Here is a 22,711-nt window from a genome sequence, read left to right as displayed (position 1 = left end):
GCAATCAATGCATGAAAATCGCAATCAGAATGATCACCGGAATAGGCACACCGAGGAACCAAAGCAGTAATGAGCGCATGATGTTCTCCTTGAATAATTAACGTACGAAGTGTTCGGTTTCGACATACACCACGGCATCGCGACGGCGACCGCCGAAGGTGGCGGCGAAGCTGGCGAAGAACGCACCGATCAACAGCGCGACAAAGGTCCACAGCGAGGTATACGCAGCGACTTTGGCGGCGGTGTCAGCGGCTTGCTTGGCTTTCAGCTTGGCGTCTTCAACGGCTTTGCGGGCATCGCCATAGACCTTGTCGATACGCGCTTCAGCGTCGGCCTGGCTGAGGTTGGTGCGCTGGCTGATCAACTGGGCCAGGTAGGCACGGTCCTCAGGGGCAAGTTGGCCGTCATTGCTCAAGGTGCGAGTCAAGATACGTGCAACCACGCCATGGGCAGCGTCATCACTGACGGCTACCGGGCGATCATCACGAAACAGGCTGTCGACGTAGTAGTCGAAGTCACCGCCATTGACGCCCTTGGCTGCACTGCCGGCAGCTTGCGTCATACCGCTGGCGGCGCCCGCCGCAACGCTGACACCGGCCTTGACACCACCGGTGACGACACTGCTGACCGAACCCAACACCAGCACCGCGGTGATCAATGTGGCCACGGCCCAGGCCAGGAAGCCATGGGCGGTATCACGGAAGTACACTTCATCACCGTGCATGTTGGCCCATTTGACGCGCAACCGGCCGGCGATATAACCGCCCAATCCGGACGCAACGATCTGCGTGAACGCCAGCCAGACAATCGTGGAAATGCCAAGCCCCTTGGCACTGATACCACTGTCGGCCCACGGCGATACCGCCGAAAAGCCCAGGCCAAAGCCCAGCAGTACCAGGATCAGTGACAACGCAGCCGCGGCGGCAGCCCCGGCGAAAATTGCGCCCCAGGAAACCCCGGAGAGCGCGCTCGATTCTTGCAGCGTGGATGAGGATGTGATCATTGTTGTTTTGCTCCAGGCAGAAAAATGGTGTTACAAGTCTCAAAAGGGACAGTGCAGGCACCATGCCAGTCGGCAAAAAATTTAAACCCTATATATTTCAGCAACTTAATTAAATTGAACTAACCTGAGCCATGCAAATTGCAAGAAATGACCGCATCAGACGGGCGTTATGCAATCTGCTGCGGGGCATTGCCAATGTGGGAACTGGCTGGCCTGAAACAGCGATGTGTCCGTGAACCTTCATCGCTTGGTACTGCGCCATCGCAGGCAAGCCAGCGCCCACACGATGCGGGATGTGCCGATGAAATCTGTGTCAGTTTTGCCAACATGAAGTTTTATTTAGGAAGCGTTCAGCCATTTCTTGGCAAAATACCCGCACTTCTAGTGTGAATCGCTCACCAGGTAATCCTATGACCCGTATTTTGACCATCGAGGATGACGCCGTAACGGCCCGCGAGATCGTCGCCGAGCTGAGTAGCCATGGACTGGATGTAGATTGGGTAGACAACGGCCGCGAAGGCCTGGTCCGCGCCGTGAGTGGTGATTACGATCTAATCACCCTCGACCGCATGCTGCCGGAGCTGGACGGCCTGGCCATCGTCACGACGTTGCGTACCATCGGTGTATCGACGCCGATCCTGATGATCAGCGCCCTCTCCGACGTCGACGAACGCGTGCGTGGCCTGCGCGCCGGCGGTGATGATTACCTCACCAAGCCGTTCGCCTCGGATGAAATGGCCGCCCGCGTCGAAGTGCTGCTGCGACGCAAGAGCACGGTCAAGGAATTCGAAACCTCGCTGCGCGTGGCCGACCTCGAGCTGAACCTGATCAGTCGCGAAGCCAGTCGCGCCGAACAGCCCCTGAGCCTGTTGCCCACCGAGTACAAATTGCTCGAATTCCTGATGCGCAACACCGGGCAGATCCTGTCGCGGATGATGATTTTCGAAGAAGTGTGGGGCTATCACTTCGACCCGGGTACCAACCTGATCGACGTGCACATCGGTCGCCTGCGCAAGAAGATCGACCCCCCGGGCCTCACGCCGCTGATCCGCACGGTACGAGGTTCCGGTTATGTCATTGCTGAACCCCTCTAAGGGCTGGCGCTCCTCCAGCAGCCGGTTGCTGGCGCTGTACAGTTCGTTGTTCGTGGCCTGGAGCTGCATCCTGATGGGGGTGCTGTATTACGAGGTGTCGGGCTACCTGGGCGATCTGTCGCGCCATTCCCTGATGCAGCGCCAGCACTTGTTCCAGCGCTTCGATGGCGAAGAACTGGTGGAAGCCCTGACCACCAGCATGACCTTCGACATGAAGGGCGTGGACGCCTACGGCCTGTTCGACGAGCAATTCCGTCCGCTGAGTGGACCGATCCGCACGATCCCGCCAGACCTGCCCCTGGACGGCAAGATCCACGCCCTGGTCAATTGCGTCAACTCCGACGACCCCAAGCTGCCCAAGGACAGCTGCGACGCCGTGGCCACCCACACCGAGGACGGCCGCTGGCTGGTGCTGGTGCGCGCCAACGGCTCGTTGTTTGGCGTAACCCGCATCATCTGGCATGCATTGCTGTGGGCGCTGTCGCTGACGATCATTCCCGGCGCCGCCGGCTGGCACTTGCTGCGCCGCCGTCCGCTGCGACGCATCCGTGGGATCCAGGCCAGCGCCGAAGCCATCGTCGCCGGTGACCTCACGCACCGCCTGCCACTGTCCAATCGGCGTGACGAACTGGACATGCTTGCCGCCATCGTCAACGCCATGCTCGACCGCATCGAGAAGTTGATGAACGAGGTCAAGGGCGTGTGCGACAACATCGCCCACGACCTGCGCACCCCGCTGACCCGCCTGCGTGCGCAGTTGTACCGCATCAAGCAGGAGGCTGAGGCAGAGTCGGACTACGCGGTGAAACTGGACGACGCGATTGCCGAGACCGACACCCTGATGGCGCGCTTTCGCGGGCTGTTGCGTATCTCCGAACTGGAGGACCACCAGCGCCGCTCAGGCTTCCTGGTGATGGACCCGTTGCCGCTGTTGCGCGAGCTGCATGACTTCTACCTGCCGCTGGCAGAAGAAGGCGAGCTGCAACTGAAGCTTGAAACCCCGGAATCCCTGCCCTGGATCACCGGCGACCGCGCTCTGCTGTTCGAAGCCCTGGCCAACCTGCTGAGCAATTCGATCAAGTTTTCCCCGCCGGGCGGCGAAGTGATTCTGCGCGGGGTCAATGACGCCGGCAGCACGCGTATCGAAGTTCACGATTCCGGGCCGGGCATACCGGCGGCGGAACGTGATGCGGTGTTCCAACGCTTCTATCGCGTGGATGAAAGCGACCAGCAAGGCGGCTTCGGGTTGGGCCTGTCGATTGTGGCGGCGATCATCAACTTGCACGGGTTCAAGCTGGAGGTGGGAAGCAGCGAGCAAGGGGGCGCGCGCCTGACCCTGGAGTGCCGCCAACAGCTCATGCCCGAAGCCTGAAAAGCACCCCGGTCAAATAATGTGGGAGCGGGCTTGCTCGCGAAAGCGGCGTGTCAGTGACCGAACCATCGGCTGATCCACCGCATTCGCGGGCAAGCCCGCTCACCCATTTGAGCTGTATTGCCCAGCAGATGGCCTCAGGCCGGGAAATTGCCCCGCAACGCGTCCAACCCACCGCTGTAGACACCGGCAAACAACGCTTCCACCGCCGCATCCGTCGTCCCCGCTGCCGGTGTGAACACACCGGACCAGGTCACTTTCGCCGACGCCTCGCCCAACGCTTCAACCTGCAACGTCGCCAGGTACGCACTCACTGGAAACGGCGACTGCTCAATGGTGTAGCTGTAAGTACGGCCCACGTTATCAAAGCTCTGCAAACGCTCTACCACCACACCGCCATCTGCGGTTTGCAGGTGGCGCACACGGCCACCTTCGCTTGGCTCGCTTTTGACAATTAACGGTAGCCAGTCCGGCAGGCTGTTGAAGCCGCCGACCAATTGCCAGACCTGATCGGCTGATACCGGGATTTCAATTACAGAAGACGCAGTTGCCACGATAAGTACTCCAGAAAATGAACAACGATTCAGATCGCCATGCTGTCGACAACACCACCGTCGACACGCAACGCGGCACCTGTGGTTGCAGAAGACAGGGGTGAAGCAATGTACGCCACCAGGTTGGCGACTTCATCCACATTCGCCGCCCGCTGGATGATCGACGTCGGCCGTGCATTACGCACAAACACATCCGCCTCGTCCCGCGCACTGCGCCCGGACTTGTGTGTCGCGTCCTTGAGCATCTGCTCAAGCCCGTCGGTAAACGTGGGGCCCGGCAGCACAGCGTTGACCGTCACCCCGGTACCCGCGAGTCGCTTGGCCAGGCCATGGGACACCGCCAGGTTGGCACTTTTGGTCACCCCGTAATTGATCATGTCCGCCGGCGTCGCCACGCCGGACTCCGACGACAGGAAGATCACCCGCCCCCAGCCCTGCCCGACCATGCCCGGCACGTAATGGCGCGCCAAGCGCACGCCGGAGATCACATTGACCTCATAGAAGCGTGTCCATTCGCTGTCCGGTGCCTCGAAGAAATCCACATCATTGAAGATGCCCAGGTTGTTGACCAGGATGTCGGCGCGCGGTTCGGCGGCGAACAGTTTTTCTGCACCCTCGGCCGTGCCGAGGTCTGCCACCAGACCACGCAGGTCCGCGCCCGGGACGGCCTGGCGAATGCTTGCCAGCGCGTCATCCACCTTGCCGGCTTCACGACCGATCACCACCACGGTGGCGCCGGATTCCGCGAGGGCCTGGCTGATGCCCAGGCCAATGCCAGCGGTGCTACCGCTGACGATGGCGACTTTACCGCTCACATCAATTTTCATCGGTTGAACTCCTGAAGTTAAAGCGGCAGTGGTGCACGGTCCGAAACCAATCGGGCATCGCGCAGGGCCTGCCAGAAGGCTGCCGGGATATTCTGCGACAACGCCGCAACGTCTTCGGCAATCCGCCCCGGGCGACTGGCACCTGGAATCACCGCAGCCACGGCCGGATGGGCCAGGGAGAATTGCAGCGCCGCCGCTTTCACGCTCACGCCAAACGTTTGGGCAATTGCCTTGATCTGCTCGACCTTGCTGATGATCGCCGGGCTGGCGGGCTGGTATTCGAAGTGCGCGCCACCCGCCAGGATGCCGGAGCTGTAGGGGCCACCGACGACGATCTCGACGTTCTGCGCCAGGGCCGTGTCCATGAGGCGCTGCAGGGCGCGATCATGGTCCAGCAGAGTGTAGCGGCCGGCCAGCAAAAAGCCGTCGGGCTGTGCTTCGGCCAGGTCCAGGGTCAGCTCGCAGGGCTCGACGCGGTTGACACCCAGGCCCCACGCCTTGATCACGCCCTCTTCACGCAAGCGGGTCAGGACTTTGAACGCACCGGTGCGCGCCTGGTTGAAGTACTCCAGCCACGAGTCGCCGTAGAAGTCCTGGGCGATGTCATGGATCCACACGATGTCGAGGCGGTCGGTTTTCAAACGGGTCAGGCTGTCTTCAATGGAGCGCATCGTCGCATCGGCGCTGTAGTCGTTGACCATTTTGTTCGGGCGACCGTGTTCGAACACGCCGCTTTTTTCGCCAAGGTCGCGGGGGCTTGCTTCGACTTCGTCGAGAATCACCCGGCCGACCTTGGTGCTGAGCACGAAGTCATCGCGGTTGTACTGCGACAGCGCGTGGCCCAGGCGAATTTCCGACAGGCCCGAACCGTAGAACGGCGCGGTGTCGAAGTAACGCACACCGCCGTTCCAGGCGGCCTCGACGGTGGCCAGGGCTTCGTCTTCGGGAATGGCGCGGAACATGTTGCCCAGGGGCGCGGTGCCAAAGCCCAGTACGCCGGGCAGTTTGTCTTTCAAGCTCATGCAGGGATCCTCAATCGGTTCTGGGTCGCTGTGACCGTTGAGCAGATCCTAGATTGCACAGATCGGACCGTCCAAGACATACTGCGACCAACTTGAGTCCCTGCAGGTCTTACATGATTGATCTCCGCCAACTGCGCTACTTCGAAGTGGTCGCTGAAGAAGAACACGTCGGTCGCGCCGCCGAGCGCTTGCACATTTCTCAATCTCCGCTGAGCCGACAGATTGCGCAGCTTGAAGAACGCCTGGGGCTGACGCTGTTCGAGCGCAGCCAGCAACGCATCCGCCTCACCCGTGACGGCCAGACCTTCCTGGCTGAAACCAAGGCGCTGCTGACCCACGCCAATCGCCTCGAATCCCTCGGCAAGCGCCTGGGTCGCGGCGAAGAAGGCGGCCTGTGCATCGGCTATATCGAAAACGCCATGCACGCCGGCGTTCTGCCCAACGCCTTGCGCGTCTTGAGGGACGACCGCCCCACCGTGCATATCAAGCTGTATAACCTGCCGTCCCTTGATCAACTCGAAGGCCTGCGCCAACGCAGCCTCGACATTGCCCTGGTCGGTGAACCGCCCGCCGCCGATGACCCCGACCTGATCGCACGGCAAGTGCTGGATGACCCGATGTTGCTGGCCTTGCCAGAGCATCATCCATTGGCCAGGCAACGCGAACTGTCGCCAGAACAGCTGGCCGACCAGGAATGGATCGGCGTGCAGCGTAAACCCGGCGCCAACCCCGCCGACGACTTTGTCGCCGCCTGCATCCGCGCCGGTTTCACCCCGCAGATCCCGATGGAAGCCAGCGAGCCATTTACCGCACTGGGGCTGGTCGCCTCGGGATTGGGCGTAGCCATGGTGCAAAAAGGCCTGAGCCGCAATGCCCCGCCCGGCGTGGTGCTGCGTGAACTGCCGTGGTTGAACTACACCACCCCGCTCTGGGCGGCGTGGCACCGGGTCAACCTGCGGCCGCTGGTGGAAACCTTTCGCAAGGTACTCACCGAACCAGGGCGTTGATGGAGACCCAAAGGTGGGCGCAGGCAAGCCCGGCTCCCACATAGGCCCACACAGCCAGAGTGGGGTGAATCAGCTAGATCAATTCCCGCAGGCGATACCACAGCATCCCCAACGCCAGCAGCGGCGAACGCAGCACCTTGCCACCGGGAAACGTCATGTGCGGCACTTGGCTGAAAATATCCAGCCCGGCGCTGTGACCGGCGTGAATACCCTCGGCCAGCAGCCTCGCGCACCAGTGCGTCACGTTCAGCCCATGCCCGGAATAGCCCTGGGCGTAGAACACATTCGGGTACTGCTTCAAGCGACCCACCTGAGGAAAGCGGTTGGCGGTGATGCCGATCCTGCCGCCCCACTGGAACTCGATGGCGGTCGTGGCCAACTCCGGGAACACCTTGAGCATTTTCGGCTGCATATAGGCGGCGATGTCTGCCGGGTCGCGTCCGGAGTAATGGCAGGCACCGCCGAACAGCAGGCGTCGGTCAGCAGACAACCGGTAGTAATCCAGCCCGACCTTCTGGTCGCACAGTGCCAGGTTCTGCGGGATCAACCGCTTGGCCACATCCTCCGATAATGGCTCGGTGGCGATGATGTAGCTGCCGGCCGGAAGTACCTTGCCGCTCAAGCGCGGCTCCAGGTCCTCCAGGTGCGCATTGCAGGCCAGCACCAGGCTGGCCGCACGCACCGTGCCACCTGCGCAGCGTACCTGTACGGTGTCGCCGTGGAGCAGTTCCAGCACTTCGGTGTGTTCGAAAATCCGCACCCCGAGGGACTCGGCCAGCCGCGCTTCACCCAGCACCAGGTTCAACGGGTGCAAATGCCCTGAGCCCATGTCCACCAGGCCACCGGCATACACCGAGGAGCCCACCACCTGTTGCATGTCCTCAGGGCCGACCAGACGGGTTTCATGGGCATACCCCAGTTGCGCCAGGTGCGCCTGCTCGTCCTTGAACGCTGCGAACTGTGCCGGCGTGTTGGCCAGCTCGCAAAAGCCCCAGCGCAGGTCGCAGTCGATGGAGTGCTCGCGAATGCGCTCGCCCACCAGCGCCACCGACTCGATGCCGGCGCGTTCCAGGTAGCGCACGCCCTCCTCGCCCACGTAGTTGGCGAACCCCGACACGTCATGGCCGATGCCACGAATCAGCTGACCGCCATTGCGGCCGCTGGCACCCCAGCCGATGCGCCGGGCCTCCAGCAGGATCACCGAAAGCCCGCGCTGGGCCAATTCGATGGCGGTATTGACGCCGGTGAACCCGCCACCGATCACACACACGTCGGCGGTCAGGTCGGCGCCCAGTGCCAGGCGCTCGACCAGGGCGTTGGCCGTGGCCCGGTAGTAGGACCGGGCGTGGTCAGTCGACTGAATCATTTATTGGTCTTCACTTTGCTCCAGGCGCGAGTCATCAGGCGCATGGTTGCCGGGGTCGGCGTGGTGGAAATATAGAGTTTGTCGAGCACCGCCTGCGGTGGGTAGACCTCGGGGTTGTTCACCAGCTCCGGGTCCATGAAGGCCTTGGCCGCCGGGTTGGCGTTGGCATAACCCACCGAGGCGCTGACCTTGGCGATCACTTCAGGGTCGAGCAGGAAGTTGATAAAGGCGTGGGCTTGCTTCGGGTTGCTCGCGTCGGCAGGAATCGCCAGCAGGTCGAACCACAGGTTCGAGCCTTCCTTGGGAATCGAGTAGGCGATGTTCACGCCGTTCTTGGCTTCCTTGGCGCGATTGGCCGCCTGGAACACGTCGCCGGAATAACCGAAGGCCACGCAGATATCACCGTTGGCCAGGTCCGAGATGTACTTGGAGGAATGGAAGTAGGTGATGTACGGGCGCAGCGTCAGGAGCTTGGCCTCGGCCTGTTTGTAGTCTTCGGGATTCTCGCTGCGCGGGTCCTTGCCCATGTAGTTGAGGATCGCCGGGAACAGCTCATCCGCCGAATCGAGGAAGGCCACGCCGCACTGGTTGAGCTTCTTGATGTTCTCGGGTTCGAACAGCACCGCCCATGAGTCGATATGGTCGATGCCAAGCACCTGCTTGACCTTGTCGACGTTGTAGCCGATGCCATTGGTGCCCCACAGGTACGGCACCGAGTGCGCGTTACCCGGGTCGTTTTTTTCCAGCAGCGCGAGCAGCTTGGGGTCGAGGTTCTTGAAGTTGGGCAACTGCGCGCGGTCAAGCTTCAGGAACGCACCGGCCTTTACTTGGCGCGCCAGGAAGTGGTTGGACGGCACCACCACGTCGTAGCCGGTGCGCCCGGCGAGCAACTTGCCCTCCAGGGTTTCGTTGGAGTCGAACACGTCGTAGATCGGCTTGATCCCGGTCTTGGCCTGGAAGTCGGCCAGGGTGGTTTCACCGATGTAGTCGGTCCAGTTGTAGATGCTGACCGTCGGTGCCGCCTGGCTGGCACTGCTGAACACGGCGACCAGGGCCAGCGGGAGAAGCTTTTTCACAAGATGCATATCGACACCCCTTTATTGGTTTTTTAGACGCTCAACAGCAGGAACTCACGCTCCCAGGAACTGATCACCCGCTTGAAGTTCTCGTGCTCGGCGCGTTTGACCGCGACGTAGCCGCGCACGAATTTGTCGCCCAGGTACTGCTTGACCGTGTCGCAGTCCTCCATGCGTGCCAGCGCATCTTCGAGGGTGAACGGCAGGCGCAGGTTGCGACGCTCGTAGGCACGCCCTTCGACCGGCGCACTCGGTTCGATCTGCTCGACCATGCCCAGGTAGCCACACAACAGACTAGCGGCAATGGCCAGGTATGGATTGGCATCGGCGCCAGGCAAGCGGTTTTCCACGCGCATCGCCTCGGGGCTGGAAGTGGGCACCCGCAGGCCGACGGTGCGGTTTTCTTCGCCCCACTCGACGTTCACCGGGGCCGAAGTGTCCGGCAGGAAGCGGCGGAACGAGTTCACGTTGGGCGCAAACATCGGCAGCAGCTTGGGGATGTACTTCTGCAGGCCACCGATATGGTTCAGGAACAGCGGGCTCTTGTTGCCCTGCGCATCGACGAACACCGGTTTGCCGGTGGCGATATCCACCACGCTCTGGTGCAGGTGCATCGCACTGCCCGGCTCGTCGGCGACCGGCTTGGCCATGAAGGTGGCAGCCACGTTGTGCTTGAGCGCGGCCTCGCGCAGGGTGCGCTTGAACACGGTGATCTGGTCGGCCAGGTCGAGCGCGTCGCCGTGGCGAAAGTTGATTTCCATCTGCGCCGGGCCGTCTTCGTGGATCAGCGTGTCGAGGTCCAGGCCTTGTGCTTCGCACCAGTCGTAGACGTCTTCGAACAGTGGGTCGAATTCGTTGGCGGCGTCGATGGAAAACGACTGGCGACCGGTCTCGGCGCGGCCGGAGCGGCCAATCGGGGTTTTCAGCGGCAGGTCCGGGTCTTCGCAGCGCTGGGTCAGGTAGAACTCCATTTCCGGCGCGACGATCGGTTGCCAACCCTTGTCGGTGTAGAGTTGCAGGACTTTCTTCAGCACGTTGCGCGGCGACAGTTCGATGGGGTTGCCCTGTTTGTCGAAGGTGTCGTGGATGACGATCGCGGTAGGCTCGATGGCCCACGGCACCACATAGGTGGCGTTGGACACCGGGCGGCAGATCATGTCGATGTCAGCCGGGTCGAGCAGGTCGTAGTAGATATCGTCGTCGACGAAGTCCCCGGTTACCGTTTGCAGCAACACACTTTCCGGCAGGCGCATGCCTCGCTCATGCAGGAACTTGTTGGTGGGCGCAATCTTGCCGCGTGCGATGCCAGTCAAATCACTGATCACGCATTCGACTTCGGTAATCTTGTGTTCTTTCAGCCAGGCGGACAGCTGATCGAAGGGGGCGTTCATAAGGACCTCGTCATGGGTTGGGTGCATGCGCCGGCTTGTACTCCTCGCGCATTGAGGTCTATCTTGATGCGGCCGCACGGCGGCATCTATCCACTTTGCACCCACCGCAACGCACCAATAGAGTGCGCCCAGGTCAACCATGACACAGGCTACAGCTTTGCGCGTACAGGCCTTCACCACCGGTGATGTGGCCGCCCAATGCAGTGCAACACCCGGCTGGGTGCAGCAATACCAGCAGATGTCTCCTGGGCATTTTGCCGGGCAGATCCGCTACCTCGACCTGCAAGGCGTGGAGGTGTACGAGGAGTGCATGAACACCCGCGTAGAGCAGCATTTCAATGCCCCGCCAGGCTCGCTGGCGTTCTGTTTCGACGGCAGCGACAACGCGCTGTACATGCTCAATGGCGAAAGCCGCAACACCTGGATCACGCCGGAAAACTACCGTGAAGTGGCGGTGGTGTTCGGGCCGCAGTTCGTGCAGCGCCACGGGCTGGACGTGACAAAACTCGAAGGCTTGTTCATGGCGCCGCTGACGTGCCAGCAGAATGCGCTGTTCAGCCGTTGGTTGAGTGGCACCCTCACGCGCTTGTCCGCCGAGATCGACCCTGCCAGCCGTGACGCCCTCACCCAGCAACTGCTTGACGATTGCCTGTTCATCCTCGACAACGCCTGCGTGTGCCTGGACCGCCACTCCTTGCAGCGGCGCAGCGAAGAACGCCGGCTGATGGCGCGCATTGGCGAATGGGCGGCGGATGCGCCGGACGAGACCGTCAACCTGCTGGAACTGGCGCGGATCGCCGGCGTACCGCTGCGTCAGTTGCAACAGGGGTTCAAGACCTACACCGGCATGAGCCCGGCGCAGTGGTTGCGGTTGCGCCGGTTGAACGGCGCACGACGGGAGTTGTTGGGCTCACCGGATTGCACCGTCGCCGAGGTGGCGATGAATTGGTCGTTCTGGCACCTGGGACGGTTTTCCCATAGCTATCGTGCCCTGTTCAAGGAACTGCCGAGCGAAACCCTCAAGCGCCAGCCCTGACCCACACTCCCCCCTAGACGCTGGCAGGCCCTCGATTTCACTGTACGACTCAAGGGCCTCATTGCCAGCACGCCGGCTCCTACGCACCCCCCAAGCCGCGAATCATTCTCGAAAACTTGTAAAAGTGCACGCATATGCCTAGCTTATGCGCCCCCCGCCCTGCGCTTTAAGGCCCTGCCCCCATGGTTTTGCGTTTTCGTCCCGTCGTCACCTCACGTTTCGCCCTCGGCCTGCTGCTCAGCGGTGGCATCGGCAGCAGCCTGGCGGCTGAAATCGAACTGCCGGCGGTCAAGGTCCAGGGCCAGGATGAGTCCGGCTACCGCAGTGAAACCGCCTCGGTGGGCGGTTTCGATGACGCGCCGCTGCTGGACACCCCGGCCTCGATCACCGTGATCAACGCCACCCTGATCAAGGACCAGCAGGCGCGCCTGCTCAGTGAAGTGCTGCGCAACGACGCCTCGGTGGGCGACAGCTATGCCCCTATCGGCTACTACGAAAACTTCGTGGTGCGCGGTTTTTCGCTGAATGCCGCGAGCAGCTACAAGATCAATGGGCGCACCATCACTGGCGAGCAAAATGTCGCGCTGGAAAACAAGCAGCAGGTGGAAGTGCTCAAGGGCCTGGCGGGCCTGCAGAGCGGGATCTCCGAGCCGAGCGGCGTGATCAACTACGTCACCAAGCGCCCGGAAGATGTGCGCTCGGTGACCGTCTCCACCGACGATCGCGGCAGCGGTTATATCGCCACCGACGTCGGCGGCTGGTTTGGCAGTGAGCAACAGTTCGGCCTGCGCGCCAACGTGGCCCATGAAGACCTCAACTCCTACGTGGAGCACGCCAATGGGCAGCGTGATTTCGTGTCCCTGGCCTTTGACTGGAACATCAGCCCCAACGCCGTCTTGCAACTGGATGCCGAGTACCAGGACAAGCAGCAACGCTCGGTGCCCGGCTACCAGTTGCTGGGCGGCACTGAAGTGCCACACGGTGCGTCGCCGAAAAAGCTGCTGGGGCACCAGACCGGTTCGAGGCAGGTGGGCATTGATTCGCTGAACCTCAACGGCAAGTTCGAATACCGTTTCAGCGACCAGTGGAAAGGCAGCGTGAGCGCGGCGCGCAGCAAGGTGGTGATTGATGACTACAGTTCGTTTGCATGGGGATGCTATGGGTCGGCCAGTTGCAGTTCATCGAGCGTGCCGAATTACTTCAGCCCTGAAGGCAATTACGACGTCTACGACTACCGCAGCCCCGACGATACCCGCCGCGATGACGAAGTGCAGGCGGCCATGACCGGGTTGTTCGACACCGGCGGCATCGGCCATGAATTGACCTTCGGCACCAGTGCCTTGCGCCGCGTGATCGACAAGCGCAAATCGGTGAACGAGTTCATCGGCACCGCCAATATCGATGAAGATGTACCAAGCTTCACCCCCACCGACAAACCACTGAACGACAGTCACCGAAACCTCGACAGCCGCCAATACGGCCTGTTCGTCACGGACCGCATCCGCTTCAACGAGCAATGGCAAACCATCCTCGGCGGGCGCGAAGTGCGCCTGGATGAAAAAGCGTTCGACAGCGGTACGGGGAGTCAGGTACGCCACACCCAGCAATACGTGTTCCTGCCGCAGGCATCGTTGATCTATCAACCCGTCGAGACCATCTCGCTCTACACCAGCTACAGCAAAGGCGTGTCCCTGGGCGGCACTGCGCCGTGGTTCGCGAGCAACGCGGATGAGACCCTGGCGCCCACCACCTCACGGCAAATCGAAGCCGGCGTAAAATACGACTGGCGCCGTATCAGCTTTGCCGCCGCGGTGTTCCAGACCCGCCAGGCCTACCAGTACGCCAAGCCCGATGGCGCAGGCTTCACCTATGTGCAACAGGGCGAGCAAAAGAACACCGGACTGGAATTGTCGGCCAACGGCTGGGCCACCGAGCGCCTGCAAATCGCAACCAGCGTGGCGGCGATTCGCGCGCGGGTCACCGGCAGCGGCACGCCTGACTACGAGGGTCACCAGGCGATCAACGTGCCCACACTGCGCGCCAGTGTCTACGCCGACTATGCCCTGCCCTGGGTCAACGGCCTGGCAGTGCTGGGCGGCGTGCAATACAGCGCCAAGAAGTACGCCAACCGCACCGGCAATGTGGAAGTGGGGGATTACGCGGTGGTGAATGTGGGCAGCCGCTACACCACCCAGGTCGACGGCTATGAAACGGTCTTTCGCCTGAGCGTCGACAACCTGTTCGACAAGCGCTACTGGCGCGACGCGGGCGAGTACATGGGCGATGACTACCTGTTCCAGGGCGCGCCGCTGACGGCGCGCCTGAGTGCTTCGGTCAACTTCTGAACACCCGCGGCGCTGCCAGCCACAGCGCCGCCAGGCCGCAAGTCAAAAGGCTCCAGCCAAGGTCCTGCGCCCAGGCGACCAGGGTCAGCCCGGCGCCAATCACCAGATAGTAGAGCAAGCCAAATACCGCTGCGGCGGTGCCCAGGCGATCTTGATAAGCCACCAGCGCCGCCCCCAGCACGTTGGGGATCGCCATGCCGAACGCCAGCACCACCAGCAGCATCGGCCATACGAACAACCAGCTGTCCTGCAGCAGCAGCACTGAAAGACCGCCCAACAGCGCCACCCCGGCAGCGGCCAGCACCAACTGCTCGCCATTCATGCCACGCTTGAGCAAGGCCTTGTTCAGCCATGCCCCAAGCCCCGACCCAAGCGCCAGCAGCACACCGCTGTAGCCGAATTCGGCAGCAGACAACCCCAGCCGCGTGAAGATAAACGGCCCCACGCTGTAGTAGCCAAACAGCGCAATATTGAACGCCGCCACCAGGCCGACGGAGCGCCAGACCTCGGCGTCCCTGAGCATCAGGCCCACGGTTTGCCCCAGGGGTGATGTCGGCAAGCACGCCGGCCGCGTCTCGGGCAACGCCCACACGCAGGCGGCCCACAATACCGCAGCCATCACCAGCAGGCCCACGAGCATGCCGCGATAGCCGGCGTACTGCACCAGGGTCGCGCCACTGAACAGGCCAAGTGCCGGGCTGGCAGCCAGGGCAATGCCCATCACGGAAAACACCTGGCCCAACTGTGCGCCGTGGAAGCGGTCGCGCAACAGCGTCTGCGTAGCGACCGAACCGACCGCCGCACCGAAGGCCGCAATGGCCTGGGCCAGCAGCAAGCTGTTGAACGTGCTCACACTCAAGGCCAGCAGCGTGGCAGCAACATACAACCCCAGCCCGGCCAACATCACCGGGCGTCGGCCCCAGCGATCACACAACCGGCCCCATACCACCACGCCCAGCGCAAACGCCAGGAAGTACACCGACAGGGTTTGCCCGGCGCGTTCAGGCCCGACCGCGAAGGCCTGGCCGATATCGCCCAGGGCCGGGCTATAGAGGGTTTGGGCCAGTTGCGGGAACATCAGCAACGCCACGGCCAGCACCAGCAAGTTTTTCGATGTCATGCACAAGACCTTCACGGGAAGACAAGCGCAAGGATTCTAAGCAGCACGGCCTGGGGTATTATCCAAACTTCGACAACTTACCCATGAAATCGGACAAATCCATGGCTTGGCTCGCCGCCGACGCATCGTTCGACCCGGACAGCTACCAGGCGCCCGTCATTGGCATCGCCGCCCTGCTCGGCGACCACGACTCCGGCCTGCACCACCACCGCCGCGGTCAACTGTTGTTTACCCAGCAGGGCTGCACCCGCATTACCCTGGACAATCAACTGTGCCTGTTGCCGCCGACCCGCGCGGCGTGGATACCGTGCGGCGTGCATCACCGCGCGGTGATGAGCAAGGCCGTCGATTATCGCTCGGTGTACCTTAGCCCGGCCGTCGCAGCCCAATTGCCGAACCAGGTGCGGGTGATCGAAGTGAGCGTTTTACTGCGGGCGGTGCTGGAACCGATGGCCATGGCGCCCTTCGAGACCGATTGGCACACCGGCCGATACGCGCAGTTGCTGGCATTGTGCCTGGAAGAAATACAGGGTGCGGCCGAGCAACCGATGCTCCTGCCCTTGCCACGGGACAAGCGCTTGGCGCCATTGCTGGCCAACCTGGATCGATTGCCGCCCACGCTGCAGGACCTGGAAAAGCAGATCGGCGCCAGTGCCAAGACCATCGGCCGGATCTTCCTGCGGGAAACCGGCCTTGGGTATCAGCAATGGCGCCAGCAGTGGCGGTTGATGCGTGTCATCGAGCTGCTCGCCACTGGGCGCAACCTCGGGTACTGCGCCTTTGAACTGGGGTTTGCCAGCGACAGCGCGTTGATCGCCTTCTTCAAGGGCATGACCGGCACCACGCCGCGGGGCTATTTCAAAGCAGGCTGAGTCCTTATTTAGGCATCTTGCGGAAACCCACGGCGAGGCGGTTCCAGCTGTTGATGGTGGCGATTGCCACGCTGAGGTCAACCTGCTCCTGAGGGCTGAACTCGGCCGCCAGTGCGTTGAAGTCCTCATCTGGAGCGTGGGTCTGGCTGAGCAGGGTCAGGCTTTCGGCCCACGCCAGGGCGGCGCGCTCACGCGGGGTGAAAAACGGCGTTTCACGCCAGGCCGACACGGTGTACAAGCGGCGCTCGGTCTCGCCCCCCTTGCGTGCATCGGCGGTATGCATGTCGAGGCAGAAAGCGCAGCCGTTGATCTGCGAAACGCGCAGGCGCACCAACTCCAGCAGCGGCAGTTCGATAGACAGTTTGCCGACCGCGGCTTCGAGGGCGAGCATGGCTTTCATGGCGTCTGGGGAGGCGGTGTAGAAATCGGTACGGGTGTGCATGATGAAGCTCCAGAACGGTGGGGATTGGTGGCTAGATTAGTCACCCGACGCGGTGCGAGGAATATCCAATTCTGGGGAAGATCAGGTAGCCAATGTGTCAACCGGGCAAGGGAATCACACGCAATGGCCGCACTGACTTGTAGGAAAAACTCGAATAGATCTCCTTGACGCAAGGCAGCGTCTGCAGCACCTCGCGCGCAAACTCGCCAAACGATTCCAGGTCCTTCGCCACCACTTCCAGCAAAAAGTCATAGCGCCCCGAGACGTTATGGCACGCCACCACTTCCGGTATCTCCAGCAGGCGCTGTTCGAAGGCCCGGGCAATGTCCTGGGTGTGGCTCTCCATCATGATGCTGACAAACGCGGTCACCCCATACCCCAGGGCCTTGGGCGAGAGGATCGCCTGGTAACCGCTGATGACGCCGCTCTCTTCGAGGTTGCGCACCCGACGCCAGCACGGTGAGGTGGTCAGGGAGACGCGATCGGCCAGTTCGGCCACCGTCAGACGGGCATTGGCTTGCAACGCGTTTAAAAGGGCTTTGTCGGTACGATCCAGGATGATGGGCATGGCTTGCCTCTGATTGTTGTTTTTAGCGGGTTTTCATCCCCATACGCGGGAATTTACGGCAAATATTGCAAGGTTCATCTCTGGTTATGAGCATAGCATTGTAGGAAATAAGGAGCGCCCGACATGAACAATAAACACCAAGCATTCGGCTTTTCCACCCGCGCCATCCACCACGGCTATGACCCCAAGGACCATCACGGCGCGCTCGTTCCGCCGATCTACCTGTCCGCCACCTTCGCCTTCCCCACCGCCGAATACGGCGCGGCGTGTTTTGCCGGCGAAGCCAGCGGACACTTCTATACGCGCATCTCCAACCCGACCTTGGCGCTGCTCGAATCGCGCATGGCGACCCTGGAAAACGGTGAGGCGGCGGTGGCATTCAGCTCCGGCATGGGGGCGATTGCCGCAACGTTCTGGACCCTGCTGCGCCCCGGGGATGAGGTGATTGTCAGCCAGACCCTGTATGGCTGCACCTTTGCCCTGCTGCACCATGGCATCGGCGAATTCGGTATCAAGGTACGCCACGTCGACCTCACGGACCTGGCAGCCCTGCGAGCGGCGCTCTGTCCCGCCACCCGCATGATCTATTGCGAAACCCCGGCCAATCCCAACCTGCAACTGGTGGATATCGCCGCCGTGGCGGCCATCGCCCACCAGCAGCCCAACGTCACCGTGGTGGTCGACAACACCTACTGCACCCCGTACCTGCAACGCCCCCTCGACCTCGGCGCCGATGTGGTAGTGCATTCGGCCACCAAGTACCTCAGCGGCCACGGTGACATCACCGCGGGCATCGCCGTGAGCAACCAGGCCCTGGCCCAGCGTATCCGCCTGCAAGGCCTCAAGGACCTGACTGGCGCCGTGATGTCGCCACAGGACGCCTCACTGTTAATGCGCGGCCTTAAGACCCTGGCCCTGCGCATGGACCGCCATTGCAGCAACGCGCAGGCCGTGGCCGAAGCCTTGCAGGCGCACCCGGCAGTCGAGCGGGTGACTTACCCTGGGCTGCGCTCTTTCCCGCAATACGAACTGGCGACACGGCAGATGAAAATGCCGGGCGGCATGATTGCCTTCGAACTCAAGGGAGGGATCGAAACCGGCCGGCGCTTCATGAACGCACTCAAGCTGTTCACGCGTGCGGTCAGCCTGGGGGATGCCGAGTCACTGGCCCAGCACCCGGCGAGCATGACCCACTCCACGTACACCCCCGAGGAGCGCGCGCGGCACGGGATCAGCGAGGGCCTGGTGCGTTTGTCGGTGGGGCTGGAGGACGTTGCCGACCTGCTGGCGGACGTCCAACAGGCACTGGCCCAGTGCACGCGCGCGGTGCAGCGCCCGTCCAAGCTTGTGAGTTTTTAATCGGTTTTTTCAGATTGGATCCCCTTCCCGCCGCCAGGCTGTACTAGCATAGGTTGCGGCGGGAAGGACTATCACGGCAGGTTATTCGCATTGGCTAGCACCTTAATCCCCGCCGCTATAACGCCGAATACCTGCATCTGAAATTCATGGACGAACTGATGAACTCACACCTGTTCCCACATATAGGCAAGGTCATCGCCAGCACCGGCAGTCGCCATTTCCCACGCATGCTGCATGACCTCATCCTGACCCAACTGGCAGTGGACGCCACCCATATCACGCAATTGCAAGTGAGTGCCGACGGGCAGACCCGGCGCAAGATCAGCCCGGTCTATACCGATTCGGTCGCGACCCTGGGCGAAGCACAACCCGCCGCACAATTGCACCTTACCCGCCGCAGGGACGACGTGCGCTACGTACTGTCGGTGTATCGCTCACACCAGTCCGACAGTTTCTCGCCACAGGAACGCAGCATGCTGCAGGACTTCTCGACCTTGCTGCTGCCCATGGTCGAAAAGCACATCGCCGCGATCCAGCCTTGTCGCCAGGACAGCGCGCCGATGACACCGGAGAACCAGGGCATCGAAACCCTGCGCCGGCGCATTGAAGAACGGTTGGTGCAGTCGGGGCTGACCCTGTCCAACCGTGAACTTGAGGTGTGCGTGGGCTTGCTGGCCGGGCGTACCGCACCGGAGTTGGCAGAGCAGTTGGCGTTGAAGGTCAACACCATCGAGAGCTACCTCAAGCGTGCGGCGATCAAGCTGGGGATCAGTGGACGGCATTCCTTGCTGCGGTGGATGTATGCCACCGAGGACACCACGGGACTGTAAGGCAGCGCAGACCTGATGTGGGCGCTGGCTTGCCAGCGCCCACAGTGTGATCTCCATCGGTCCTGCAGGATCAGTCGCGCGCCAGTGCCTCGATTGGATCAAGCCGCGCCGCATTGCGCGCCGGCACAAAGCCGAACACAATGCCAATCAGCGTCGAACACGCGAACGCCGTGATGATCGAGCCCAGGGAAAACACCATCTCCCATTCCTTCACGAACAACGAAAACAGAAAGCCCAGGGCGTAGGACAGCGAGATCCCGATCAGCCCGCCGATCAGGCACACCATCACCGCCTCCACCAGGAACTGCTGGCGAATGTCCGACTGGCGAGCGCCCACCGCCATGCGAATACCGATCTCACGGGTACGCTCGGTGACCGACACCAACATGATATTCATCACACCGATGCCGCCTACCAGCAGCGAAATCACTGCGATCAACGACAGCAGCAGCGCCAGCGAGCGACTGGTTTTCTGCACGGTCTGCATGATGCTGTCGAGGTTGTTGGTAAAGAAGTCCTTGGTGCCATGGCGCTGCAGCATGAGTTTATTCACGTTGTCCTCCACCACTTTGCTCGGCTGGCCGTCCTTGATGCGCACGGTGATGCTGTCCAGGTGGCGCTGCCCGAGCAAGCGCCCCGCCGCCGTCTCGTACGGCACCCACACGTTCAGCGCCTTGCTGGCGGCGAACATGTTTTTATTGTCGGCCGTCACCCCGATCACCGTGCAGGGCAAATTGCCCACCAGGATCACCTGGCCCAGCGGGTCGACATTGGGCCCGAACAAACGATGGCGGGTATTGTGGTCGATCACCACCACCTGGGCCTGGCGCCGCGCGTCGCTTTCGCTGAAGGCGATCCCGGCTTCGAGCTTGAGGCCCTTGACCTTGAAATAGCGGTCGCTCACTCCGTTGACCTGAGCATCCAGGTCGATATTGCCAAAGCGCAGCAACAGGTTGCGGCCCACCACCGGCGTGGCGCTGTCGACGTAATACAGTTGGTTCAACGCGTCCACATCCGACGGCATCAACGTCTCGATCGCCGAGGCACGGCTGTCACCAAAACTGGTGCCGGAAAAGATATCGATGGTGTTGCTGCCAATCGCCTGGATGTCCTTGAGCACATAGCGCTTGGCGCCTTCACCGATGGCCGAGATCGATACCACCGAGGTGATACCGATAACGATGCCGAGCATGGTCAGCAAGGTGCGCATGCGGTGGGACACCAGTGCGACCCAGGCCATGTTGAACGCCTCCTTGAACAACCCCAGGCTCGCCACCAAGCGCCGGGCGCCGCTGCGCTTGGGTTCTATCGGGGTTTCGCTGGGCAGCTCCAGGCCAACACTGGCATTGGCCTTGTCGCTGACAATCTCGCCATCACTCACTTCGACAATGCGCTGGGCATTCGCCGCGACCTTGGGGTCGTGCGTGACGATAATGACCGTATGCCCAGCGGCGTGCAGCTCGGCAAGGATGCGCATCACCTCCTTGCCGCTGTGGGTGTCGAGGGCGCCGGTGGGTTCGTCGGCCAGGATCACTTCGCCGCCGTTCATCAACGCACGGGCGATACTCACCCGTTGCTGCTGCCCACCCGAGAGCTGGCTGGGACGATGGGTGGTGTGGCCTGCCAGGCCCAGGCGCGCAAGCAGGTCCCGCGCGCGACTGTGGCGGGTGGTTTCCGGTGTACCGGCATAGATCGCCGGCATTTCCACGTTGTGCAAGGCGCTCAGGTGCGCCAGCAAGTGGTAGCGCTGGAAGATAAAGCCAAAGTAGTCACGGCGCAGTTCGGCCAGCTGTTCGTCGCCCAACGAGCGGGTTTCGATGCCATTGATCTTGTAGCTGCCGGCCGTGGCGTAATCCAGGCCGCCAAGGATGTTCATCAGGGTGGATTTCCCGGACCCCGAGGCACCGATGATTGCCACCATTTCCCCGGCATGAATCGTCAAGTCGATGCCCTTGAGCGCGATGAATTCACGCTCGCCGGCCATGAAGCTTCGGGTGATGCCCTTGAGTTCCAACAGTGGCTGGGTCATCCGTCAGTTCCCCGCCACGGCCGGCGTGGCATCGCCGATGATCACTTTTTCACCTTCGGCCAGGCCGTCGAGGATCTGCACCTTGACGTTGTTATTGATGCCGGTCTTCACATCCCGCAAGACCGCCTTGCCCTTGGCATCCAGCACGCGCAGCGGGTAGCTGCCATCGTTGTTGCGTGCACCGAGCGCCGCCACCGGCACCATCAGCGTTGCCTGCGCAGTGTCGAGCACGATACGCACCTGGGCGGTCATGGCGATGCGCAGGCGGTGGTCGGGGTTGGGCACATCGAACAGCGCGTTGTAGAACACCGCGGTGTTCTGCTTCGGCGTGCCGGCGGTCTGGGTTTCCAGGAAGTTCTGCGGCGCCGGTTCGGTGCCGCGCAGCTTGGCGTAGTAGCGTTTGTCCGCCTCGCCGAGGATGGTGAAGTACACCTGCTGGCCGGGGCTGATATGAATCACATCCGCCTCGGAGACCTGCGCCTTGACCGTCATGGTGTCCAGGTCCGCCAGCTTGAGCAGCACCGGCGCCAGCTGGTTGGCGATCACGGTCTGGCCTTCCTGGGTGACGATGCCCACCACATCGCCGTCGATGGGCGCGACGATGCGGGTATAAGCCAGGTTGACCTTGGCAGTGTCGATCTGGATATGTGCGCTCTTGATCTGCGCGTCCAGGGACAACAGGTTGGCCTGTTGCACCTGGAAGGTGGACTCGGCGTCTTCGAAATCCTGGCGCGACACTGATTCGTCATCCTGCAGGCCTTTGTAGCGCTCATACACTGACTTGGCTTGTTTGAGCTGGGCCGCTGTGGCGCGGCGCTGGGCCTGCAGGTTTTCTTCGTCTACCTGGGCTTTGCGCAGGGTATTTTGCAGGATCAATGGGTCGATCTCGGCGAGCCATTGGCCTTTCTTGACCTTGTCGCCGACCTTGACCTTGAGGGACTTCAATTGCCCGGAGACTTGGGCGCCGACGTCGACTTGCTTGATGCCTTCGAGCAAGCCGGTGGCCAGGACGGCGTTTTCGATGTCACCGCGTTCGGTGGTGGCGGTGAGGTATTGCGGCGCGTCGGCGGGGGCTTGGACCGTGTAGATGATCAGGCCTATGGCGACGGCCAGTGATGCGAGCATTCCTAGTTTGCGTAATCGTGACTTTTCCATGGGTGACCTTTGATCGTGTCCATATCCGTTATTTAGGTAACGGCCGCTTATGGTTCGGCCCTTACGGCGGGAGTGGTGTGGCGCCAAAGCGGGTTGGTGCGTGGGCGCTGGTTTGCCTGCGATGCAGACACCTCAGTTCATCAGGCACACCCAGGGGATGCCATCGCAGGCAAGCCAGCTCCCACATTTGACCGCGTTGGACGCTGAGTAAACGGTCGGCGCCAAGGCCGCCGCGCTCTGCTT

At 62.0% G+C, this 22,711-nt stretch carries 20 protein-coding genes; 8 read left to right on the top strand and 12 right to left on the bottom strand.

The features are described from left to right. Positions 1–97 precede the first annotated feature (97 nt). Positions 98–1,003, bottom strand: a complete 906-nt coding sequence (locus ATH90_RS11660; RefSeq protein WP_098466318.1) for a hypothetical protein — start codon at positions 1,001–1,003, stop codon at positions 98–100. A gap of 410 nt (positions 1,004–1,413) precedes the next feature. Between ATH90_RS11660 and ATH90_RS11655 the strand changes: the two genes are divergently transcribed. Further along, positions 1,414–2,097 (top strand): response regulator transcription factor, encoded by a 684-nt coding sequence (locus ATH90_RS11655; protein WP_034104372.1) that lies wholly within the window; start codon positions 1,414–1,416, stop codon positions 2,095–2,097. Further along, positions 2,075–3,469, top strand: coding sequence for a sensor histidine kinase (locus ATH90_RS11650; RefSeq protein WP_034104370.1), 1,395 nt, complete (start codon positions 2,075–2,077; stop codon positions 3,467–3,469). The genes ATH90_RS11655 and ATH90_RS11650 overlap by 23 nt, the downstream gene beginning before the upstream one ends. Before the next feature lie 137 nt (positions 3,470–3,606). Here ATH90_RS11650 and ATH90_RS11645 read toward each other — a convergent pair whose 3' ends face one another. The 3 genes from ATH90_RS11645 to ATH90_RS11635 are packed head-to-tail and all read right to left on the bottom strand — an operon-like array spanning position 3,607 to position 5,872. Next, positions 3,607–4,023 (bottom strand): SRPBCC family protein, encoded by a 417-nt coding sequence (locus tag ATH90_RS11645; RefSeq protein ID WP_034104367.1) that lies wholly within the window; start codon positions 4,021–4,023, stop codon positions 3,607–3,609. A 29-nt stretch (positions 4,024–4,052) separates the two neighbouring features. Beyond that, the gene (locus tag ATH90_RS11640; protein ID WP_098466317.1) at positions 4,053–4,850 is read right to left on the bottom strand and encodes an SDR family NAD(P)-dependent oxidoreductase; all 798 of its coding nucleotides are present in this window, start codon (positions 4,848–4,850) and stop codon (positions 4,053–4,055) included. 17 nt (positions 4,851–4,867) lie between these two features. Then, complete coding sequence (locus ATH90_RS11635) at positions 4,868–5,872, bottom strand: aldo/keto reductase (RefSeq protein WP_098466316.1); 1,005 nt, start codon at positions 5,870–5,872, stop codon at positions 4,868–4,870. A 113-nt stretch (positions 5,873–5,985) separates the two neighbouring features. On the opposite strand from ATH90_RS11635, the gene ATH90_RS11630 reads away from it, so the two are divergent. After that, positions 5,986–6,879 (top strand): LysR substrate-binding domain-containing protein, encoded by an 894-nt coding sequence (locus tag ATH90_RS11630; RefSeq protein WP_034104360.1) that lies wholly within the window; start codon positions 5,986–5,988, stop codon positions 6,877–6,879. Positions 6,880–6,952: 73 nt separating this feature from the next. Here the strand turns inward: ATH90_RS11630 and ATH90_RS11625 are convergent, their stop codons facing one another. Genes ATH90_RS11625 through ATH90_RS11615 form a run of 3 tightly spaced genes read right to left on the bottom strand, consistent with a single transcriptional unit; the run spans position 6,953 to position 10,712 of the window. Further along, positions 6,953–8,245, bottom strand: coding sequence for an NAD(P)/FAD-dependent oxidoreductase (locus ATH90_RS11625; RefSeq protein WP_098466315.1), 1,293 nt, complete (start codon positions 8,243–8,245; stop codon positions 6,953–6,955). Further along, the gene (locus ATH90_RS11620; protein ID WP_098466314.1) at positions 8,242–9,330 is read right to left on the bottom strand and encodes a polyamine ABC transporter substrate-binding protein; all 1,089 of its coding nucleotides are present in this window, start codon (positions 9,328–9,330) and stop codon (positions 8,242–8,244) included. Before ATH90_RS11620 ends, ATH90_RS11625 begins: the two co-directional genes overlap by 4 nt. Before the next feature lie 23 nt (positions 9,331–9,353). Further along, positions 9,354–10,712, bottom strand: coding sequence for a glutamine synthetase family protein (locus ATH90_RS11615; RefSeq protein WP_098466313.1), 1,359 nt, complete (start codon positions 10,710–10,712; stop codon positions 9,354–9,356). A 139-nt stretch (positions 10,713–10,851) separates the two neighbouring features. Here ATH90_RS11615 and ATH90_RS11610 point away from each other — a divergent pair, with 139 nt between their 5' ends. After that, positions 10,852–11,748 carry a helix-turn-helix domain-containing protein gene (locus tag ATH90_RS11610; RefSeq protein WP_098466312.1) on the top strand — a complete coding sequence of 299 codons (897 nt, stop codon included), beginning with the start codon at positions 10,852–10,854 and terminating at the stop codon, positions 11,746–11,748. A gap of 182 nt (positions 11,749–11,930) precedes the next feature. Further along, the gene (locus tag ATH90_RS11605) at positions 11,931–14,093 is read left to right on the top strand and encodes a TonB-dependent siderophore receptor (protein WP_098466311.1); all 2,163 of its coding nucleotides are present in this window, start codon (positions 11,931–11,933) and stop codon (positions 14,091–14,093) included. Here ATH90_RS11605 and ATH90_RS11600 read toward each other — a convergent pair. Then, the gene (locus tag ATH90_RS11600) at positions 14,083–15,213 is read right to left on the bottom strand and encodes an MFS transporter (RefSeq protein ID WP_098466310.1); all 1,131 of its coding nucleotides are present in this window, start codon (positions 15,211–15,213) and stop codon (positions 14,083–14,085) included. The two genes, ATH90_RS11605 and ATH90_RS11600, sit on opposite strands and share 11 nt — an antisense overlap. A gap of 101 nt (positions 15,214–15,314) precedes the next feature. Here ATH90_RS11600 and ATH90_RS11595 point away from each other — a divergent pair, with 101 nt between their 5' ends. After that, positions 15,315–16,085, top strand: coding sequence for an AraC family transcriptional regulator (locus ATH90_RS11595; RefSeq protein WP_098466309.1), 771 nt, complete (start codon positions 15,315–15,317; stop codon positions 16,083–16,085). Positions 16,086–16,089: 4 nt separating this feature from the next. Here ATH90_RS11595 and ATH90_RS11590 read toward each other — a convergent pair whose 3' ends face one another. Together ATH90_RS11590 and ATH90_RS11585 are read right to left on the bottom strand one after the other, a co-directional pair. Next, on the bottom strand, positions 16,090–16,527 hold the full coding sequence (locus tag ATH90_RS11590) for a carboxymuconolactone decarboxylase family protein (RefSeq protein ID WP_034104347.1): 438 nt from the start codon (positions 16,525–16,527) through the stop codon (positions 16,090–16,092). 97 nt (positions 16,528–16,624) lie between these two features. Further along, positions 16,625–17,095 (bottom strand): Lrp/AsnC family transcriptional regulator, encoded by a 471-nt coding sequence (locus ATH90_RS11585; protein ID WP_098466308.1) that lies wholly within the window; start codon positions 17,093–17,095, stop codon positions 16,625–16,627. Positions 17,096–17,218: 123 nt separating this feature from the next. Here ATH90_RS11585 and ATH90_RS11580 point away from each other — a divergent pair, with 123 nt between their 5' ends. Then, a complete protein-coding gene (locus tag ATH90_RS11580; RefSeq protein ID WP_098466307.1) occupies positions 17,219–18,454 on the top strand; it encodes a methionine gamma-lyase in 1,236 nt (411 codons plus the stop codon). Positions 18,455–18,612: 158 nt separating this feature from the next. Further along, a complete protein-coding gene (locus ATH90_RS11575; RefSeq protein ID WP_174555855.1) occupies positions 18,613–19,284 on the top strand; it encodes a response regulator transcription factor in 672 nt (223 codons plus the stop codon). Between the two features lie 70 nt (positions 19,285–19,354). Here the strand turns inward: ATH90_RS11575 and ATH90_RS11570 are convergent, their stop codons facing one another. Both ATH90_RS11570 and macA read right to left on the bottom strand, forming a co-directional pair. Beyond that, the gene (locus ATH90_RS11570; protein WP_034104338.1) at positions 19,355–21,313 is read right to left on the bottom strand and encodes a MacB family efflux pump subunit; all 1,959 of its coding nucleotides are present in this window, start codon (positions 21,311–21,313) and stop codon (positions 19,355–19,357) included. 3 nt (positions 21,314–21,316) lie between these two features. Further along, positions 21,317–22,468 carry a macrolide transporter subunit MacA gene (macA, locus tag ATH90_RS11565; RefSeq protein ID WP_098466306.1) on the bottom strand — a complete coding sequence of 384 codons (1,152 nt, stop codon included), beginning with the start codon at positions 22,466–22,468 and terminating at the stop codon, positions 21,317–21,319. Positions 22,469–22,711 lie beyond the last annotated feature (243 nt).

Source organism: Pseudomonas lurida (genome assembly GCF_002563895.1).
Taxonomy (GTDB): Bacteria; Pseudomonadota; Gammaproteobacteria; order Pseudomonadales; family Pseudomonadaceae; genus Aquipseudomonas; species Aquipseudomonas lurida.
Note: the sequence above shows the minus strand (reverse complement) of the source record. Positions and strands in the feature narration are given on the sequence as shown.

What these genes read in the sequence shown, in the direction of transcription:
- ATH90_RS11595 (WP_098466309.1), top strand. Translation starts at nt 15,315, where the DNA reads ATGGCTTGGCTCGCCGCCGACGCATCGTTCGACCCGGACAGCTACCAG.
- macA (WP_098466306.1), bottom strand. Translation starts at nt 22,468, where the DNA reads ATGGAAAAGTCACGATTACGCAAACTAGGAATGCTCGCATCACTGGCC.
- ATH90_RS11610 (WP_098466312.1), top strand. Translation starts at nt 10,852, where the DNA reads ATGACACAGGCTACAGCTTTGCGCGTACAGGCCTTCACCACCGGTGAT.
- ATH90_RS11625 (WP_098466315.1), bottom strand. Translation starts at nt 8,245, where the DNA reads ATGATTCAGTCGACTGACCACGCCCGGTCCTACTACCGGGCCACGGCC.
- ATH90_RS11605 (WP_098466311.1), top strand. Translation starts at nt 11,931, where the DNA reads ATGGTTTTGCGTTTTCGTCCCGTCGTCACCTCACGTTTCGCCCTCGGC.
- ATH90_RS11615 (WP_098466313.1), bottom strand. Translation starts at nt 10,712, where the DNA reads ATGAACGCCCCCTTCGATCAGCTGTCCGCCTGGCTGAAAGAACACAAG.
- ATH90_RS11570 (WP_034104338.1), bottom strand. Translation starts at nt 21,313, where the DNA reads ATGACCCAGCCACTGTTGGAACTCAAGGGCATCACCCGAAGCTTCATG.
- ATH90_RS11620 (WP_098466314.1), bottom strand. Translation starts at nt 9,330, where the DNA reads ATGCATCTTGTGAAAAAGCTTCTCCCGCTGGCCCTGGTCGCCGTGTTC.
- ATH90_RS11590 (WP_034104347.1), bottom strand. Translation starts at nt 16,527, where the DNA reads ATGCACACCCGTACCGATTTCTACACCGCCTCCCCAGACGCCATGAAA.
- ATH90_RS11655 (WP_034104372.1), top strand. Translation starts at nt 1,414, where the DNA reads ATGACCCGTATTTTGACCATCGAGGATGACGCCGTAACGGCCCGCGAG.
- ATH90_RS11600 (WP_098466310.1), bottom strand. Translation starts at nt 15,213, where the DNA reads ATGACATCGAAAAACTTGCTGGTGCTGGCCGTGGCGTTGCTGATGTTC.
- ATH90_RS11585 (WP_098466308.1), bottom strand. Translation starts at nt 17,095, where the DNA reads ATGCCCATCATCCTGGATCGTACCGACAAAGCCCTTTTAAACGCGTTG.
- ATH90_RS11650 (WP_034104370.1), top strand. Translation starts at nt 2,075, where the DNA reads ATGTCATTGCTGAACCCCTCTAAGGGCTGGCGCTCCTCCAGCAGCCGG.
- ATH90_RS11580 (WP_098466307.1), top strand. Translation starts at nt 17,219, where the DNA reads ATGAACAATAAACACCAAGCATTCGGCTTTTCCACCCGCGCCATCCAC.
- ATH90_RS11635 (WP_098466316.1), bottom strand. Translation starts at nt 5,872, where the DNA reads ATGAGCTTGAAAGACAAACTGCCCGGCGTACTGGGCTTTGGCACCGCG.
- ATH90_RS11660 (WP_098466318.1), bottom strand. Translation starts at nt 1,003, where the DNA reads ATGATCACATCCTCATCCACGCTGCAAGAATCGAGCGCGCTCTCCGGG.
- ATH90_RS11630 (WP_034104360.1), top strand. Translation starts at nt 5,986, where the DNA reads ATGATTGATCTCCGCCAACTGCGCTACTTCGAAGTGGTCGCTGAAGAA.
- ATH90_RS11640 (WP_098466317.1), bottom strand. Translation starts at nt 4,850, where the DNA reads ATGAAAATTGATGTGAGCGGTAAAGTCGCCATCGTCAGCGGTAGCACC.
- ATH90_RS11575 (WP_174555855.1), top strand. Translation starts at nt 18,613, where the DNA reads ATGAACTCACACCTGTTCCCACATATAGGCAAGGTCATCGCCAGCACC.